The following is an 18087-nucleotide window of genomic DNA, read 5'->3' as shown; positions in this document are numbered from 1 at the left end:
GCGGCCCTCACACGGCTGCCCACCGGTCTGACACCGTTCTCCTGCGCAAGGGGAAGGAGACGTCAGTGAGCATGAGGACGAGTCAGGTGTCGCGGCGTTGCCGGCAGGCTCCTCGTCCGCGATCGAGTCCGACCGGTGGAGGAGAGACCCATGCGGTTCGCCCGTAGCGCACTCGGCCCCTTCGTGGAGTCCTGGAGCCCGCCACCGGTCACCGAGGACGACGTGCTCTCCCCCGCTCCCGTCGCCGCGCTGTCGGCGGTCCTGGACCTGCCGGGACCGGCCGCCGGTCCCGATGATCCCCTGCCGCCGCTGTGGCACTGGCTGCATTTCCTGCACTGGCCCGCCCAGCGCGACCTGGGCGAGGACGGGCACCCCCGGCACGGCCACTTCCTGCCGCCCGTCCCCCGGCGGCAGCGCATGGTCGCCGGAGGGCGCTGCGAGGTCACCGCACCCTTGCGGGTCGGTGAGCCGGCCCGGCGTGTCAGCAGCCTCGGCACGGTGGCGACCAAGCAGGGCTCGACCGGGGAACTGCTCTTCGTCACCGTCCGCAGCACGTACCTGCAGCGCGGCCGCACCTGTGCGGTCGAGGAACAGGACATCGTCTACCGGTCGGGGCGCGGTGCCGGGCGGCATCCGGCGCCCCTCGACACCTCCGCCGAGCCGGGCTCGGACGAGCCGTGGCAGCGTGCCCTGCGGCCCGACCCCGCGCTGCTCTTCCGGTTCAGCGCCCTCACCGCGAACGCCCACCGCATCCACTACGACGCGCCGTACGCCCGGGAGGAGGAGGGCTACCCGGATCTCGTCGTCCACGGTCCGCTGCTGGTCCTCGTGATGCTGGAACTGGCCCGTCGCCACGCCCCGGACCGGACCGTGCGCGCCGTGTCCTACCGGCTGCGGCGCCCCGCGTTCGTGGGTGAACGGCTCCTGGTGTCGGGCACGCCCACCGACGGCACCGCCGCACTGCGCATCGCCACGCACCGCGAACCGCGCCACGCCACGGCGGAGGTGACCTTCGCGTGACGCGGGCCCCGCAGGTGCGGCACCGGTGGGCAGGGTCACACGTATGCCCTCCTGGACCGGAGTATTGTTTATCTGACGCTTATGGCTGCTTGATCGGCTTCGTCACCCCGGACCGGCCAGGCGAAGATTTCCACCGCACAGGAGGCGGTGCCAGACGGCAGGAGGCATCAGTGGGTGGTGCGGTGCACACGCGTCCAGGCCGCCGGAGCGGCAGAGTCGGCGGCGCGCTGCACTGGCGCAGGACCCTGCGCCGCGAGCGTCGGCTGGCGCGCGAACGGGAGCTGGACCTGCTCTCCCAGGCCGAGGCCCGCATCATGAGCGCCTGGCTGGCCGGTGAGAACCCCCACCACTCCCATGACGTCCACCACGCCCTGCGGCGCCTGGCGAACGCGGCCTTCGAGTCCGATGTGCTCGGCGCCTGGGACAAGCGGGAGCGGCCTCACGACGCCGGGGCCCTGGGCGGCCCCTACCCCTACCGGTAGCCGCCCGCGCCGTCGCGGCGCAGACCAGCGGCACGCTGCTTCGACCCCGCGCGCCCCGCAGGCGTGCCCGCCGGGGTCGGCCCGCAGCAGCAGGTCAGGCGTACGTCACACGTACTTCCGTGAAGCCCAGGGAGCGCAGCAGGCCCCGGAGCATCTCGGTGGTGTTGGACTCGGCCCGTGCGGTCAGCCCGCTGTCCTCCGCGGCTCGGGCGATGTGCCGGACGGCGAGTTTCTGCACGGCCTGCTCGCTGTCGGGGTTGCCCGAGAAGAGGTCGCCGAGGCGGTCCAGGAGGCCCCGTTGCTTGGAGACCGCGTAGGAGCGGTCGGGGTCGAGGGCCGGGGCGCCGAGCCGGGCGTGGGGCAGGCGCAGGGTGGCCGACGTACGGCTGTCGTCCACCCGCACGTCCCGCTCGGCGAGCCCGCCGAGGTCGACGTAGGCGTCCACGGTGCCCGCCCCCACGTAGAGGGTGCGGGTGCCGTGCAGGGCGTCGGGGAGGTACTTGGCGTCCTTCTCCAGATCCACGACCACCTGGAACGTGCCGGAGGCGGCGTCGTAACGGCTCACGTCCCGCAGGGACTTGAGCAGGGCGGGACCGGTGCGGTCGCGTGATGCGGTGCCGAGGACGTCGCGCAGGCCCGGCAGCAGGCTGAGCCGGAGTCCGGCGAACAGCACGGCGAGCACGGCCACGAGGGCGACGAGTGCCTTGGCCCAGCCGGGCAGGCGGCCGGGCAGGCGCTTGACGGGGGTCGTCATGTCGGCGGTCCTCCTTCCTGCTTGACCGGATGCCCGCCAAATGCCGGGCCAGACGGGGAAGTTGAGGATCAAAGGGGCTGCGCCGCACCGCATGCGCCGCGCCCTGTGACAGGTGCGGCGCACGTGTCCGGTGCCGCGCACGCGTCCGGCCGCCCCTCGGCGCCGACAGCGACCGACAGGCCGGCGGGCGGCGCGCCGTGAACGGCGCGACCTGCGCGATCGCCGCACCCAGGGCCGGGGTCGGATCCGGGCCCTGCGCGCCGGCTCCGTTCGCGGGCCGACACCGCCACGCGCGGGCCGACACCCCTGCGCGGACCGGAGCCTGCGCGGACCGCCGCCCCTGGCGAGGAGCGCTGCCGCAGACGTGCCGAACAGATTTGACCACACACTATGCAGATAGGGCACCTTTCGAGCGCAAGATTGATATATGTCCGGATTGCGCATCCGATCCCGCTCTTCCCCGGGCGTCCGGCTCCCGGGCGGCGGCCGTCCCGCCCGTGGCCGGCGAAGAAGGTGGCCCTCGTCACCGAGCGCGCGCAGTGTCGTCGGCCAGATGTTCCTGCTGCAGGTGGCGATCGTGCTGCTGCTCGCCGTCGGGGCCATCGTCCTGCTGGTGACGACCACGCAGCGGGAGAGCGTTCGCGATGCCGGTCATCGCTCGTTCGCCGTCGCCCAGGGCTTCGCCAGCTCTCCGGGGGTGGCCGAGGCCCTGTCCTCCGCATCTCCCACCGCCGCGCTGCAGCCGCGGGTCGCGGAGGCCCAGAAGCGGGCCCACGTGGACTTCATGGGCGTCCTGAACCGCCACGGGGTCTACGCGGCCCTCTCGTCCATCGCGGGCCGCCCCGGGTTCCGCACCACCACGGACATGGCCCCACTGCTGGCCGGGCGGACGGTCATGGAAGAGGGCGTCGGCTCGCTCGGGCCACAGGTGCGGGCCTACGTCCCCGTACGGACCACCGGCGGCGCGGTGGTCGGCGCGGTCGGCGCCGGCGTCACGCTCCAGCACGTCGGCCAGACGGTCACGGCGCAGCTGCCGGCCGTGCTCGGCGCCACGGCCGCGGCGGTGGCCGTCACCACGGGCGGCGCGGCGGTGCTCAGCCGGCGTCTGTGGCGCCAGACCCGCGGCCTGGGACCGGCCGAGATCACCCGCATGTACGACCACCACGACGCGGTCCTGCACTCGGTGCGGGAGGGCGTGCTGATCATCGGGGAGGACGGGCGGTTGCTGCTGGCCAACGACGAGGCGCGGCGGCTGCTGGACCTGCCCGCGGACGCGCACCGGCGCCCGGTCGCGGACCTGGGTCTGGACCCGCACATGGCCGACCTGCTGACCTCCGGGCAGACGGTGACCGACGAGGGGCACCTGGCGGGCAACCGTCTGCCGGCGGGGAACGGGCGACCGACGGGCGCCTACGGGGGACCCGCCGGCAGTGCGGTGACCCTGCGGGACACCACGGAGCTGCGGGTGCTGGCGGGCCGGGCCGAGGCGGCCCGGGACCGGCTGGCACTGCTGTACGACGCCGGCGTACGCATCGGTACGACGCTGGACGTGACGCGCACGGCCGAGGAACTCACGCAGGTGTCGGTGCCCCGCTTCGCGGACATCGCCACCGTCGAGCTGCTGGAGCCGGTCTTCCGGGGCGACGAGCCGCCCGGGACGCGCACCGCGATGCGCCGCACCGCCGTCAGCGGGATCGACAAGGACTGGCCGCTGTACCCGGTCGGGGAACTCATCGGCTTCGCGCCCGCCACGCCCATGGCCGCGGGCCTGGCGCGCGGCCGCGCGGTTCTGGAGTCCGATCTGACGGCCGCCACCGGCTGGCGCACCCAGGATCCGGAACGGGCCCAGGGCATCCTGGACCACGGCATCCGTTCGCTGATCACCGTGCCGCTGCGGGCCCGGGGCGTCGTGCTGGGCCTGGCCGACTTCTGGCGGCTGCAGAACACGGAGCCGTTCCAGGAGGACGATCTGTCCTTCGCCGAGGAGCTGGCGGCGCGGGCGGCGGTGGCCATCGACAACGCCCGCCGCTACACCCGTGAGCACACCATGGCGGTGACGTTGCAGCGCAGCCTGCTGCCGAGGGGTGTGCCGGAGCAGTCCGCCCTGGAGGTCGCGCACCGCTATCTGCCCGCGCACACCGGCGTGTGCGGGGACTGGTTCGACGTCATCGCGCTGCCCGGCACGCGGGTCGCCCTGGTGGTCGGTGACGTGGTCGGCCGCGGCCTGCACGCGTCGGCGACGATGGGCCGACTGCGCACGGCCGTGCACAACTTCTCCGCGCTGGATCTCGCCCCCGACGAGCTGCTGGCCCATCTCGACGAACTGGTCGCCGACACCGACGCCGACGAGGCGACGGACGCGCCGGCCGACGAGGACGCGGGCATCACCGGCGCCACCTGTCTGTACGCCGTGTACGACCCGGTGGCCGGGGTGTGCACCATGGCGAGCGCCGGTCACCCGGGTCCCGCCCTGGTCGGCCCGGACGGCCGGGTCTCCTTCCCCGACACACCGCTGTCGCCGCCGCTCGGCCTGGGCGGCAGTCTGCCGTTCGAGACCGTCGCGTTGCGGCTGCGCGAAGGCAGCCGGCTGGTGTTGTTCACGGACGGACTGATCGAGGACCACCGGCGCGACCCCGATACCGGTCTGTCGCTGCTGCGCGAGTCCCTGGCCCGGCCCGGGCTCACCCCGGAGGAGACCTGCCGGGCGGTCATCGAGGACCTGCTGCCCGAGCGCCCCGGCGACGACGTCGTGCTGCTCGTCGCCCGTACCCGCGTCACGGACCCCGGCCGGGTCGCCGAGTGGGACGTGCCCTCCGATCCGGCGGCCGTCCCGCACGTCCGCTCCGAGGTCGCCCGCCGGCTGGACGCCTGGGGGCTGTCCCTGCACTCCTTCAGCACCGAGCTGATCGTCAGCGAGCTGGTCACCAACGCGATCCGGTACGGCACCCAGCCCGTCCGGCTGCGGCTGCTGCTGGACCGCAGCCTGATCTGCGAGGTCGCCGACGGGTCCAGCACCTCCCCGCACCTGCGCCGGGCCCGGCTGACCGACGAGGGCGGGCGCGGGCTGTTCCTGGTCGCCCGGTTCGCCCGGCGGTGGGGCACCCGCTACACCTCCCGCGGCAAGGTCATCTGGACCGAGCAACCCCTGTACGACGCGGGCGCCGAACCCGAGACGGACCTCGCCGACGTCCTCCTCGACCAGTGGGACGCATGAGGCGCGGGTGGCGGGACCCGAGGAAGGACGGAGCCCAGCGTGCACCACACAGGTCATCGCGGGACACGGCAACCCGGTCGATCACCACGAGCGCAACGGCTGGACCGTCCCGGGGGCAGCGGGCCGGCCGACCGGCCGCGCCGCCGTGCGTGTGCGCCCGGCCGGAGGCGCGGGGGGCGCGCAGCGGCCGGGCCTGCCCGGACGGCGCGACGGGCCGCCGGACGGCGGCCCGTCGTCTCACAGAGTGCCGCCGGTGTCCCCCGGCCGGATCCGTCCGCGCCAGGCGCCGGACTCCGCACCGCGCTCCTCGACGAACTGCTTGAAGCGCCTCATGTCCCCCTTGACGCGCCGGTCGATGGTGCCGAGCAGATCCGCGACCTTCTCCGTCGCCCCGCCGGGCTCGACGTCCATGACGAGTTCCACGCGGGTGTGAGTGTCGTCCACGCGCTGGAAGCGGACCGTTCCCTTCTGCTCGACGTCCCCGCTCGTCGTGCGCCAGGTGATGCGCTCGTCGGGAAGCTGGTCGACGATCTCGGTGTCGAACTCCCGCCGGACACCGCCGATCTTCGTGGTCCAGTGGTTGTGACGGTCGTCGAGCTGGGTGATCTGCTCGACGCCCTCCATGAAGTTCGGGAACTCCTCGAACTGCGTCCACTGGTTGTAGGCGGTGTGGACCGGGACCTCGACCTCGACCGTTTCCTTGACCGTGCTCATCGGTTCTCCTCCGTTGCGTCACTCGATTGCTCCGGCCGGGTACCCGCGGCGCGGCCGGTTACGACCTTCGCTCCGGGACGGACCGCCACGAACCGCGCACCGCTTCACCGGACGGTCCCCACGGGCGTCACCAGGGCGGCGCGGAGACGGCGGCCCTGTCGGCGTCGAGGGCCGCGGCGCGCAGGGCGGCTGCCACCCGGGCCACCGGTTCGGACGGCGGGTGGGGCAGCCGGGCCACCAGCAGGCGCCGCTGCTCCTGGGGGCCGCCGCGGACCGGCAGGACGCGGACACCCGGCGGAGCGGCGGCCGCGAGCGCGGCGGGCACGGGGGTGACTCCGCAGCCGGCGGCGACGAGACGGGGCTTGGCGAGCCAGTCGCGGGCGGGGTACGCGATCTCCGGCCGCTCGTCCAGGCCGGGCCACACACCCATCGCCCCGTCCTGTGCGGAGGGGCCCGCGATCCAGCGCTGTCCGCGCAGGTCGGCGACATCGACGAAGTCGCCCCGGGCCAGCGGATGAGCGGCGGGCACCGCCAGGCACAGCGCGTGTTCGGTGAGGGTCTGCAGCACGAGCGGGGGCGACTCGGCGTCCGGCGGCCGGAACGGTGGCGCCGAGGCGAGCAGCGCCAGGTCCAGGCTCCCGGACCGCAGGGCGCGGACCAGCGCCGGGGTACTGCCCTCCCGCCCGACCACGTGCAGGCCGGGGTCCGTGCCGCGCAGTGCGGCCAGCGCCCGGGGCACCAGCACGGCCCCGGCGCTGGGGAACCAGCCCAGCCGGACGGTGCCGGCCTGTCCGGGCAGGCCCGACAGCTCCCTGGCGGTCGCGTCGATCTCGTCCAGCACGATCGTCGCGCGGCGCATGACGACGCGGCCGGCCTCGGTGAGGCGTACGCCGCCGCGCCGCCGCTCGAGCAGTTCGGTGCCCGCGGCCCGTTCGAGCGCGGCGATCTGCCGGGAGACCGCCGACTGGGTGTAGCCGAGCGACGCGGCGGCCGCGGTGAAGGTTCCGTGCTCCGCCACGGCTCGGAAGACGCGCAGGGCGGTGAGTGACACATCCGTGAAGTCCATGACGAGCACGCATACTAGCTGTGCGGTAATTTCGTTGGACTCATGGATTCGGTGTTTCTAGTGTGTCTCCCATGACCGCTTCTTCGCGTTCTTCACACGTCGCGCTCGTCACGGGCGCCAACCAAGGGCTCGGCCGCGCTCTCGTCGAGGGGCTGGCGGCCCGCATGAGCCCGGACGATCTGGTCCTGCTCACCGGCCGCAACCCCCAGCGCGTGGCGGAGGCCGCCCGCGAGGTCGGTGCCCTGCCCGGCACCCGCGCCCGCGTCGAGGGCCGCGTCCTGGACGTCACCGACACCGGCGCCATAGCCCGGCTCGCCGAGGAGCTTCAGGACCGCTGCGGCGGGGTGGACGTCGTCATCTCCAACGCGGTCGCCCGCGTGCTGCCCGAGGAGTCGCAGGCCGAGCGGGCCGACGAGTACATCGACGTCTCCAACGTCGCCACGCACGCCGTCCTGCGGTCCTTCGGCCCCCTGCTGCGCCCGGGCGGGCGGCTGCTCGTCGTGGCCAGCAGCCTGGGCACCCTGGGCCGCCTCCCCGCCCGGCTGCACCACCTGTTCGACGGCGCGAGCCTGGAGCAGGTCGAGCAGGCCGTCGAGTCGTGGCGCAGCGCCATCCACGACAAGACCGCGCAGGAAGCGGGCTGGCCGCTGTGGCTGAACGTGCCCTCGAAGGTGGCGCAGGTCGCCGCCGTCCGCGCGGTCGCCGCCGAACGCCGGGAACGCGACCTCGCCACCGGCACGCTCATCGCCGCCGTGTGCCCGGGCATGATCGACACCGCCACCTCGCGTCCCTGGTTCAGCGACTACAGCCAGGCCCAGTCGCCGGCCCGGGCCGCGCAAGCCGTGCTCGACCTGGTCTTCGCCGAGGGGGTCGATCCGGCGCTCTATGGCGAACTGGTCCGGTTCGGACAGGTGCTGCCCTGGCACGGCGGCACTCCCCCGGTGGAACAGGACCGCCTCCTCACTCCGTGAGGACCGGCGCCCCTGCGCCGTCGCCGAGTCCGTGCGGTCCGCCGCTCACCGGTCGTGCGGCCCTGCGACCGCGCGCCCGTCGGCGGGCCGGGCCTCCTCCGTCGCGGCCCAGGCGGCGAGGAGCCGCAGGGCGTCGTGGTCGGGTGTGCCGGGGGCGGCGCTGTAGGCGGTGAGGGTCAGGCCCGGTCGGGCGGGCAGTTCCATGGCGTCGAAGTCGAGGCTGAGCACACCGACCGCGGGATGGTGGAAGGACTTGCGCCCGGTGTGGTGCAGGCGCACGTTGTGCTTCGCCCAGGCGGTGCGGAACTCCTCGCTGCGGGTGACGAGTTCACCTATGAGGCCGGTCAGCTCGGTATCGTGCGGGGCGCGTCCGGCCTCCGTGCGCAACAGGGAGACGGTGGTGTTCACCGACTCCTCCCAGTGGGGGAAGAAGTCGCGGCCCTGCGGCGTGAGGAACTGGGCGCGGGCGATGTTGACCGTCCGGGCGGAGCCGTCGGGGAACAGCGGCGCGTACAGGGCGCGGCCGAGGGTGTTGGTGGCCAGGATGTCCAGGCGGCCGTTGCGGATGAAGGCCGGAGCGTCGGTCATGGCATGCAGGACGCGCAGGACGCTGTCGGGGAGCGGGCCGCGCACGCGCCGGGTGCGGCGGGCGGGGCGCTTGGCGGCGGCGCGGGCCAGGTCGTACAGGTGGGCGCGTTCGGCGTCGTCGAGCTGGAGGGCGCCGGCGAGGGCGTCGAGGACTTCCTCCGAGGCGCCGGCGAGGTGGCCGCGTTCCAGGCGCACGTAGTAGTCGATGCTGACACCGGCGAGCAGGGCGACTTCCTCGCGGCGCAGGCCGGGCACGCGCCGCTTGCCGCCGTAGGCGGGCAGTCCGGCCTGCTGCGGGGTGATCCTGGCCCGCCGGGAGGCCAGGAACTCGCGGATGTCGCTCTCGGTGCTCACGTCCACCAGGCTAAGCGGGCGGGCGTCGGCCTGGGGGGCCCTGTCAGTACCTGGCGCGGCAGGCCCTTCTCCAGGCCCGTCACCCTGCGGTTGTCTCGGCGGCGGCAGCCGCCGGGCCCCGGCACCCCGGGGCACGGGGTGGGGCGGCTGTCACGGCACCGCACCGGCCCCCAGAGGGCCGCGGCCGGTCCGACCCGTTTCGATCAAGGAGTCGTCCTCCTGCCCCAGCGGTCCGCACCCCGGGAACCGGCGGGTATCGCCCCCAAGCCCGGTGGTGGCCGCGGCCGTCCGTCCCGAAGAACCGGGGCGGACGGCCGTGGCGTCGTGCCTGTGCCGGTGATCGTGCGGCGCGGTTACTGCCGCGCCAGTCCGGCGGCGGCCGAGAGGAAGGTGTCCAGGACGCCGTCACCGACCTTGGGCTGGACGCTGGCCCAGGTGTTGCGGGCGGGCTGGACCCGCACCGCGCGAGCCCGGGCCTGCAGGTCCCCGGACTCGGCGAGCAGCGCCTGCGCTGTGTCGGTGTCACCGGCGTTCCGGGCGCTCAGCGCGTCCAGGGTGACCACCATGGCCTTGCCCCACAACTGCGTGGCGTCCAGCCAGGACGCGGCGTCGGTGACGAATCCCTGCTGCACGGCGCCGCCGCGGATGAGGGACGGGGCCTGTTCGATGCGCTCGGCGTAGGCCCGCAGTTCACCGACCGCCTGCGCGCGTCGGCCGGCGTTCCAGTCGGCCCAGAACGCGGCGATCCTGCGGGCCAGTTCGGGAGCCTGCGGCTGCCACGGGGTGGCACCGAAGGTGGGCGCCATGTGTTCCAGGTCGCCGAGGACGAGCAGTGCCTCGGTGGCCCGGCGGTCGCCTCCGGCCAGGTAGGACAGGGCGCGCGGCCAGTTCTCCCGCGCGTCGTAGGCGGTGTCGTTCCACGTGAAACCGGCGGCGCCGAAGACGGCGACCTTGCTGGCGTACGGCTGGTTCATCGGGTTGGCCACGATGCCCGACAGGTGGCCGGACAGACCCGCCTCACGCCGGTCGTAGGGGGCGAGGAGCAGCCGGCCGCTGGTGTTGCCGTAGTCGTTGACCGGGTAGTTGTCCCAGACGAAGACCTTGCGGCCGAAGAGCCGGGAGGCGGCGTCGGCCTGCTCGTCGGTGATGGCCGGCGGCACCACGTCGGTGCCGGTCCACATGACCACCACCGCCGGGTCGAGTGTGGCGCGCAGGGTCTGCTTGTAGGCCGTGTCGGTGAGGTCGCCGTACTCGGTGGGGACGGTCTGCAGCGGCCGGGCGCCGTCGTGGGTGGCGATGAAGGTGCGCTGGACGTCGTTGAGGAGGTCGACCTGGGCCTTGGCGGCGGCCTGCCGGCCGGGCTGCCCGTAGGTCTGCTGGTCGGCCGCGCAGTTCCACTTGGTGTAGCTGATGTCGTCGAGCGGGATGGAGAAGGCGCGGGTGCCCAGGTCGTACAGCGCCTGCAGTTTGTCCTTCAGGGCCTTGCGGTCGGCGGGGTCGGAGTAGCAGATCGAGCCGCCGGGCGAGACCGCGAAGGTGAAGCGCACATGGTTGGCCCGTGCGCGGTCCACGAGCTGCCCCAGCTCGGCGAGTTTGTCCGCGGGGTAGGGCTCGCGCCATTTGTCACGGTGGTAGGGGTCGTCCTTCGGGGCGTAGACGTACGTGTTCGCCTTGACGTCGCCGTAGAAGTCCATCTGGTCCAGGCGCTCGGCCTGGGTCCAGGGCTGTCCGTAGAAGCCCTCGATGGTGCCGCGCAGGGGCATCGAGGGGTAGTCGCCGACCTGGGCTCCGGCCACGCGCCAGCCGGTGCCGTCGCGTTCGAGGAGCTGACGCAGTGTCTGGACGGCGTAGAACTGCCCGGCGGCGTCGGTGCCGCCCAGGGCGACCTGGGCGTGTACGGCGGGGCCGCCGGTGACCTTCAGGGCGTATCCCTCGGGGTGGTCGGGAACGGCGGTGGTTCCCAGGGCGCGCGCGATGTCGGGCCGGTCGGCGGGACCCAGTCGTATGCGCAGCGCTCCGGCCGGCGCGCGGGAGGCGCTCTCGGGCGTGACCACGTCGATCCGGTCGACGCCGTGGTTCCTCAACTCGCGGCCGAGACGGTCACGGGCGGCGGCGTCCGTGGCCGCGTCGGCGACGATCACGACCCGTCCGGTGAGGACGGCGTCGCCTCCGGCGCGCGACAGACTCTGAGGCGTCGGAGAGATGGGCGGCAGGGGACGTTCCGTGACGGACGCCGCGGCGGAAGCGGTCGGCGCGGCGGGCAGCGCCCCGAGGACGAGCACGCCTGCCAGGGCGGAGATTCCGCCGGTGATCCTGCGTCTTCTCATGCCGGCACCTCACATGTGACCACATAGGTGGTCTAGACCTCTCAGGGATTCCGCAAGGTTACTGCCGAATTGCTGTCCACTGTCAAGAGGTCGGACCCGTCGGCCCTGCCGGGGAGATCCCGCCCTAACTTCTTGACCTAGAGGTCAAATACCCGTACGGTCGCACCATGGGCAGGCCGAAGAACTTCGAACCGGACGTGGTGATCGCCCAGGCGATGGAGACGTTCTGGACCCACGGCTACGCGGGCACCTCGCCCGCCGAGCTGGCCGAGGCCACCGGTGTGGCCAAGGGCAGCCTGTACCACGCCTTCGGCTCCAAGCGCGACCTCTTCGACAAGGCGCTGGCGCTGTACGACCGGGCCGGATCGGAGATGACCGAGGAGTTCCTCGCCCGGCCGGGCACCGCCAAGGAACGCATCCGCGCCTACCTGGAGCTCCTCGTGGAGGCAGACCTGAACGGGCCGGTCCGGCGCGGCTGCCTGGCCGTGAACACCGCACTGGAACTCGGCGGACGGGACGAGGAGGCCACCCGGGCGGTACGCCGGATGCAGGAACGCACCATCCACCTGCTCACCGCCCGCATCGAACAGGGCAAGCGCGACGGTGACGTCGCCCCCGAGGTCGACGCCGGGACACAGGCACGCTTCCTCATGAACACCATCGTGGGCCTGCGCGTCATGGCCAGGACGTTCGACGGACCGACCCTGCACCAGATCATCGAGACGGCCCTGACGGGCCTGTGATCAGGCGGCCCCTCGGGGCCGCACCCCCACTCCCTCACGACCGCACACCCCGCCAAGGGGCTTTTTCGCACCCGAGTTTTTGACCTACAGTTCAAGAAAGGGCTCTCATGGACCTCGGCATCAACGGAAAGACCGCCCTCGTCACCGGCGCGAGCCGCGGCATCGGCCTGGCCATCGCCCGGACGCTGGCCGCGGAAGGGGTGCGGGTGGTGGGCGCCTCCCGCACCGTCACCCCCGAACTGGAGAAGGCCGCCGCCGCCACCGTGCCGGTCGACCTGAGCACCCCTCACGGGGCGACGACGGTGGTCGAGCAGGCGATCGCCGCCGTCGGCGGGATCGACTTCCTGGTCAACAACGTCGGCGCGGGCGACCCGGAGAAACTGTCCCTGGGCGGCTTCCTCGACGCCTCCGACGAGCAGTGGCAGGCCGTCTTCGACCTCAACCTGTTCAGCGCGGTCTGGACCACCAGGGCGGCCCTGCCGAGCATCCTGGAACGCAAGGGCGCGATCGTGAACATCTCCTCGATCAACGCCCGCGTGCCCACCGGGTCCCCCGTCGGCTACGCCGAGGCCAAGGCGGCGCTGACCCAGCTGAGCAAGCGGCTCAGCGAGGAGCTGGCACCGCACGGCGTCCGCGTCAACACCGTCTCTCCGGGCATCGTCGCCAGCCCGCTGTGGACCGACCCGAACGGTTTCGGCGGCAAGGTGGCCGACGCCTTCGGCGTCAGCCACGACGATCTTCTGGCGAACATCGCGGGGCAGTCCGGCATCGCCTCGGGACGCATCACCACACCCGAAGAGGTGGCCGACCTCGTCGCCTTCCTGCTGTCCGAGCGCGCCGCCAACATCCACGGCGCCGACCACGTCATCGACGGCGGCACGCTCAAGGCGGCCTGAGCAGCTGCCTGCCCGTCAGGCGGTGCAGTCGGAGGTCTCGCCCCGGGCCATGGCCAGGAGCCGGTCGAGCACGGCGGCGTCCGTGCGGATGCCGTCGTGCGCGTGGGCGCGGGAGACCCAGGTCCGAAGCCCACGGACGTGTGCGGCCGTCTCCAGGGAGTGCTCACGGTCGACGAACATGTCGTCGTGGTAGACGGCGGCCACGACGGGCACCTCGTTGTCGGCGAGCCGGTCCGGGTCGTACAGGGCGGGCCAGTCGGTGCGGTGGGCGAGGTTTTCGGCGGCGTCCCGCAGCGGGACGAGAGCGGGGTCCTCCTCGAACTGCCACGGGTAGATCATCTCCCCGGTGAAGCGCAGCGGCCCGCCGGCCTCGGCGTCGAACTGCGGGAACTCCGCGCGGACACGGTGGGCCGACCAGGCGGTGGCCCGGCCGCCCTGGGCGTAGACCGGCTCGTGCAGGACGGCGTACAGCGGGCGGGTCGCGAAGGACAGCGCGGCGTCCAGCCCGCGGAGGAAGACGTCGGACAGGCGGGGGCCGCCAGGTGTGTCGACGAAGGCGGTCTCCAGCAGGTAGTGCAGGCTGTCGAAGCTCGCGGACATACCGAAGGTCATGCCCATGGTCTGGAAGCGACGCACCGTCAGGCGCTCGCCGGAGGGCATCCGGACGTCGTGCTCGGCGAGGTGGGCGGCGACCGCGTCGGCGAGCCGCTGGGCGCCGGGGTAGCGGGCGAAGGACGCGTCGTTGTGCGCCAGCGGGCGGCGGTAGGCGGCACGGTAGACGTCGTCGGCGTGGCGGGTGAGGGTGGGCAGGCCGCCGGTGATCAGGGCCTGCTCCAGTCCTTCGGGGGCGTGGCTGAGATAGGTCAGGGTGCAGAAGCCGCCGAAGCTCTGGCCCAGGACGGTCCAGGGGCGGTCGCCCTGCAGGGCGCGGCGCAGCAGTTCCGCGTCGCGGACGATGGCGTCGGCCCGGAAGTGCGTGAGGTACCCGGCGGCGTCGGGGTGGTCGGCGAGGGTCGTGCGGTCCGCGGGGGTGGAGCGGCCCGTGCCGCGCTGGTCCAGGAGCACCACACGGTAGTCCCGCAGCGCCCGGCGGAACCAGGCGGTGGCCGCGTGGGGGCGCTCCGCGGGGCATCCCGGTCCGCCCTGGAGCCACAACAGGCGCGGGAGGTCCTGGTGTTCGCGCCCCTCGGCGACGACCTCCCGGGCGAAGAGGGTGATCCGCGGCCCGTCGGGGCGGGCGTGGTCGAGGGGGACGGACAGGGTGTGGTCCGTGCAGACGAGGCCACTGTGGCGGTAGGTGACGGTGTCGGCTGTGTCGGCTGCGGTCATGACCTGATTCTCCGGGGGTGCGCGGCGCAGCGGGAGAGGAAGGGCACAGCGGGGTGTGGGCGGACCGGACCGAGCGCCGGTCAGCGGGCCCGCGGGCAGGGTCCGCCCGGCGGCCGGCCGCGGGAGCCGCGCCGGGCGGAACCGGGGCACGCGGAGGCCACCGGCGAGGGCGGAGGCCTCGGTTACGCGCTGGACGACACCCGGCGGCTGCACCCGATCGAGAACGCCCAGCGCGGCATGGCGTGGAGGGAACTGACCGCCCACGCCTGTGGCGAAGCCGCCGATGCGGAAACACCTCCGCCTGCCGCGCGGCGCGTGACGGCGAGGGATATCCGGTCGCTTCGCGGGCGTGACGTCCTTACAGTGGCGCGATGCACGAGTTGCCGACCGAACGTCTCGTACTCCGCGGCTGGCGGGCCTCCGACCTCGACCCTTGGGCGGCGATGAACGCCGATCCCGAGGTCCGTCAGTACTTCCCGGACGTCCTGACGCGGCAGCAGAGCGAGGCGTCCGTGGCCCGTTTCCAGGCCGACCTCGACCGCCGGGGCTGGGGCTGGTGGGCGGTCGAGGTACGGGCGACCGGCGAGTTCGTCGGGTTCGCCGGACTGGATCCGGTGGAGGAGGGAATGCCGTTCACCGGGGTGGAGGTCGGCTGGCGCCTGGCCCGCCCGGCGTGGGGGCACGGCTATGCCACCGAGGCGGCCCGGGCCGCGCTGGCGTTCGGCTTCGAGCGGCTGCGGCTGACGGAGATCCTCGCGGTGACCACGGCCACCAATCTCCGGTCGCGGGCGGTGATGCACCGTCTGGGCATGACCCGCGATCCGGCCGACGACTTCGACGACCCGGGCGTGCCCGCGGGGCCGTTGCGGCGCAGCGTGCTGTACCGGCTGCGCGCCGCCGGTCAGCGGACGCGTCCGGCTGCGGGGGACTCGGCGAGCGGCCGGTAGGTGCCGGGCGTTCCCGCGCACCCCTGCCGTCCGCCGCCGCCCTGCCCGGCTGCGGCTCTGCTCAGCGGCGGTGCGCGCCCGCCCGGCACGGGCGGCAGCGCCGCCCCTGTCGCCGCTTGACCTGGTTCCCCGGTCAGAGTACGGACCCGCGCTCGCGGAGGTCCTGGCGGGCGACCGCGAGCCGGGCGGACGGCTGCCGCTGACGATCGCCCGCCGCGAGGCCGACCCGGGCTCACGACACTTGACCCGCGAAACCCCCGGGAGGAGCCGGTCCCTTCGGGCCGAGGCACCGCCCCGGCGCCGGAGCAGCGGACGCGCTCGGCGTTTCGGCCGCCGCCGCTCCGGCGCCCGGCCCAGACACCGCAAGGGTCGATGCACGCCGCACTCTCCGGCACGCGCGCCCTGCCAGGGCTACCGGCCTGTCCGAAAGACGTGTGTTCGAAACGGTCCGCTGAGTCGTTGAGTCGCAGGAGCAGCCACTCAACCGTCGAGGGGGACCACGTTGACTTCGGCCGAGGCACAGGCGCATGCGACTCCCCGCAGCGTGGCAGGAGGCGAGAGGGACGCGTACCGCGGCGCGCGTATCCGCGGGACACACAGGTTCACGACCACGACCGCGCTCCCGCGGCGGCGGTCCACGCCGGCTGCCCCGGCGCTGATCCTCTCCCGGCGGGGGGGCGCCCGGTGAAGAGGTTCTTCGGCCGCGTGCGGATGGCCGAACCGGGGGTCTCCGACGCCGAGCGGGAACTGTTCGGCGGTCCACTGCGCTACGACGTCGGCTGGTCCGAACACGAGGGCGCACACCTGGAGTTGACGATGAGGTCGGCTCTGCGGTCCATGCCCGGGCTGGTCGGGGGCGCCTTGCGGATGGCGTGGCGGGCGGACCGCCGCGCCCTGCTCGCGGTCGTCCTCAGCGAGGTCGGGCAGGGTGTCGCCGCCGCTGTCGGGCTGCTCGCGGTCAACGCCGTCATGCACGCGCTGCTCGGCTCCGGCAGCCCCGGACAGCGGGTGCACGCGGTCCTGCCCGGCCTGCTCGTCGCCGCCGGGGCCGCCGTGGTCAACTCGGCCCTGGCCGGCTGGTCCACGTCGCGGGCCGGCCGTCTGGAGCCGCTGGTCGAGCGGGTCGCCACCCCCCAGTCCCTGGCCGCCGCCGCGTCGGGGGAGCGGGAGGCCATCGAAGCCCCGGAGTTCCGGCGGCTGATCGACGTCGCGCAGTACGGCGCCGGCTCCGCCCGCCGCATGATCGGCGCCTGCGTGGCCGCGCTCAACGGCACGATCTCCTTGATCTCCACGGCCGGCGTGCTCACCGTCCTCCACCCGGTCCTGCTGCCGATGCTGGTCCTGATCGCGGCGCCGCGCGGCTGGGGCGCGATGCGGGTGGCGCAGGAACGGTACGTGTCGGTGATGAGCTGGATCGAGCACGTGCGGGCCGGCCGTCTGATCGGCAACCTGCTCACCGAGCGCACCGCCGCGCAGGAAGTGCGCGTCCACGCCGTCGGACCGTTCCTGCTCAGCCGCTACGAGCGGATGGCCGAGAGCGCCGAGGCCGAGCAGGAGCGGCTGGCCGCCGGCAAGGCGGTCACCGAGTGGGTGGCCGCCGCGCTGTCCGGCCTCGCCCTGGCGGCGACGTACGCGGCCCTGTTCGTGCTGATCTCCAGCGGGCACATGGGTCTGGCGGTGGCCGGGACCGCGGTCGTCGCCGTCCGGTCGGGTTCGGCGAGCCTGGGCGCGCTGGTGATGAACGTCAACCAGTTGCACGAGGAGTCCCTGTACGTCCGCGACCACGCCCGGTTCCTGGACGAGGCGGCACGGCGCACGCTGCCCGGCGGAGGCGACCCGGTCCCGGCACAGGTGCGGCAGATCGTCCTCGACCGGGTCGGCTACCGCTACCCCGACCGGGAGACTCCCGCGCTGGACGGGGTGTCCCTCACCCTGCCCATGGGTTCGGTCACCGCCGTGGTCGGCGAGAACGGCTCCGGCAAGAGCACGCTGATGAAGATCCTGTCCGGCCTGCTCCTGCCGCAGAGCGGGACCGTGCGGTGGGGCGAGGCCGACATCGCCTCCCTGGACCGCTCCCAGGTCTTCGAGCGCGTCACCCTGCTCACCCAGGACTTCCAACGCTGGCCCGTGACCGCGGCGTTGAACATCCGCATCGGCCGACCGGACCGGGCCGCCGGGCCCGGCGACCTCCAGCCGTCCGTCGACTACGCGGGGGCGGGGCCGGTCATCGCCAAACTCCCCGACGGCTTGCGCAGCCTGCTGGCCCGGATGTTCCGCGGGGCGAGCGAACTGTCCGGCGGCGAGTGGCAGAAGATCGGACTGGCCCGGACCCACTGGCGCAGCTCCACCTCGGATGCCGACGGCGTGCTCATCGTGGACGAACCCACCTCCGCCCTGGACCCGGAGGCCGAGATCGCCGCGTTCGACCGCATCCGCCGGCTCGCCGCCCCCAACCGGGCCGTCGTCCTGGTCACCCACCGCATGTCCGGCGTCCGCCACGCCGACCGCATCCACGTCCTGCACCACGGACGACTCGTCGAGCACGGCAGCCACGACGACCTCATGGCCGCCCGAGGCCGGTACGCCTCGATGTTCACCGCACAGGCCGCCCAGTACGCCCCCGCACCCGTCATCCCGCGTCCCGCCTCCCCCACCGTCGCGGATCCCTCGTGACCCGTGCTC

The 18087-nt window shown here is 73.6% G+C and carries 14 protein-coding genes and 1 pseudogene; 9 read left to right on the top strand and 6 right to left on the bottom strand.

The features are described from left to right. The first annotated feature begins 150 nt into the window (after positions 1 to 150). Entirely contained in the window at positions 151 to 1020 is an 870-nt protein-coding gene (locus tag GV126_RS27400; protein ID WP_159671804.1) for an HTD2 family dehydratase, read from the top strand. A 182-nt stretch (positions 1021 to 1202) separates the two neighbouring features. After that, complete coding sequence (locus tag GV126_RS27395) at positions 1203 to 1502, top strand: hypothetical protein (protein ID WP_159671802.1); 300 nt, start codon at positions 1203 to 1205, stop codon at positions 1500 to 1502. Positions 1503 to 1596: 94 nt separating this feature from the next. Here GV126_RS27395 and GV126_RS27390 read toward each other — a convergent pair whose 3' ends face one another. Beyond that, a complete protein-coding gene (locus GV126_RS27390) occupies positions 1597 to 2256 on the bottom strand; it encodes a DUF4230 domain-containing protein (protein ID WP_159671800.1) in 660 nt (219 codons plus the stop codon). Between the two features lie 553 nt (positions 2257 to 2809). Here GV126_RS27390 and GV126_RS27385 point away from each other — a divergent pair. After that, the gene (locus tag GV126_RS27385; RefSeq protein ID WP_236570126.1) at positions 2810 to 5470 is read left to right on the top strand and encodes a SpoIIE family protein phosphatase; all 2661 of its coding nucleotides are present in this window, start codon (positions 2810 to 2812) and stop codon (positions 5468 to 5470) included. Between the two features lie 237 nt (positions 5471 to 5707). Here GV126_RS27385 and GV126_RS27380 read toward each other — a convergent pair whose 3' ends face one another. Together GV126_RS27380 and GV126_RS27375 are read right to left on the bottom strand one after the other, a co-directional pair. Next, a complete protein-coding gene (locus tag GV126_RS27380; protein WP_159671796.1) occupies positions 5708 to 6184 on the bottom strand; it encodes an SRPBCC family protein in 477 nt (158 codons plus the stop codon). Between the two features lie 127 nt (positions 6185 to 6311). Then, positions 6312 to 7250, bottom strand: a complete 939-nt coding sequence (locus GV126_RS27375) for a LysR family transcriptional regulator (protein ID WP_201299880.1) — start codon at positions 7248 to 7250, stop codon at positions 6312 to 6314. 71 nt (positions 7251 to 7321) lie between these two features. Between GV126_RS27375 and GV126_RS27370 the strand changes: the two genes are divergently transcribed. After that, the gene (locus GV126_RS27370) at positions 7322 to 8221 is read left to right on the top strand and encodes an SDR family NAD(P)-dependent oxidoreductase (RefSeq protein ID WP_159671792.1); all 900 of its coding nucleotides are present in this window, start codon (positions 7322 to 7324) and stop codon (positions 8219 to 8221) included. Between the two features lie 45 nt (positions 8222 to 8266). Here GV126_RS27370 and GV126_RS27365 read toward each other — a convergent pair whose 3' ends face one another. Next, positions 8267 to 9163 (bottom strand): helix-turn-helix transcriptional regulator, encoded by an 897-nt coding sequence (locus GV126_RS27365; protein WP_159671790.1) that lies wholly within the window; start codon positions 9161 to 9163, stop codon positions 8267 to 8269. 353 nt (positions 9164 to 9516) lie between these two features. After that, positions 9517 to 11490 carry a glycoside hydrolase family 84 protein gene (locus tag GV126_RS27360; protein ID WP_159671788.1) on the bottom strand — a complete coding sequence of 658 codons (1974 nt, stop codon included), beginning with the start codon at positions 11488 to 11490 and terminating at the stop codon, positions 9517 to 9519. Between the two features lie 167 nt (positions 11491 to 11657). On the opposite strand from GV126_RS27360, the gene GV126_RS27355 reads away from it, so the two are divergent. Continuing rightward, entirely contained in the window at positions 11658 to 12233 is a 576-nt protein-coding gene (locus tag GV126_RS27355; RefSeq protein ID WP_159671786.1) for a TetR/AcrR family transcriptional regulator, read from the top strand. Between the two features lie 107 nt (positions 12234 to 12340). Beyond that, complete coding sequence (locus GV126_RS27350) at positions 12341 to 13129, top strand: SDR family oxidoreductase (protein WP_159671784.1); 789 nt, start codon at positions 12341 to 12343, stop codon at positions 13127 to 13129. Between the two features lie 15 nt (positions 13130 to 13144). Here GV126_RS27350 and GV126_RS27345 read toward each other — a convergent pair whose 3' ends face one another. Continuing rightward, positions 13145 to 14458, bottom strand: a complete 1314-nt coding sequence (locus GV126_RS27345; protein ID WP_159671782.1) for an alpha/beta fold hydrolase — start codon at positions 14456 to 14458, stop codon at positions 13145 to 13147. A 144-nt stretch (positions 14459 to 14602) separates the two neighbouring features. Between GV126_RS27345 and GV126_RS37735 the strand changes: the two are divergent. The 3 genes and pseudogenes from GV126_RS37735 to GV126_RS27330 form a co-directional block, all read left to right on the top strand. Next, positions 14603 to 14755: pseudogene (locus tag GV126_RS37735) on the top strand (M20/M25/M40 family metallo-hydrolase); the annotation flags it as partial. Positions 14756 to 14829: 74 nt separating this feature from the next. Next, on the top strand, positions 14830 to 15405 hold the full coding sequence (locus GV126_RS27335) for a GNAT family N-acetyltransferase (RefSeq protein ID WP_159671779.1): 576 nt from the start codon (positions 14830 to 14832) through the stop codon (positions 15403 to 15405). Between the two features lie 684 nt (positions 15406 to 16089). Beyond that, the gene (locus GV126_RS27330) at positions 16090 to 18078 is read left to right on the top strand and encodes an ATP-binding cassette domain-containing protein (protein ID WP_159671778.1); all 1989 of its coding nucleotides are present in this window, start codon (positions 16090 to 16092) and stop codon (positions 18076 to 18078) included. Positions 18079 to 18087: the final 9 nt, after the last annotated feature.

The sequence above is a fragment of the Streptomyces mexicanus genome (assembly GCF_902506575.1).
GTDB lineage: Bacteria > Actinomycetota > Actinomycetes > Streptomycetales > Streptomycetaceae > Streptomyces > Streptomyces mexicanus.
The sequence above is the reverse complement of the archived record's forward strand: the minus strand, read 5'-3'. Positions and strand labels throughout refer to the sequence as shown.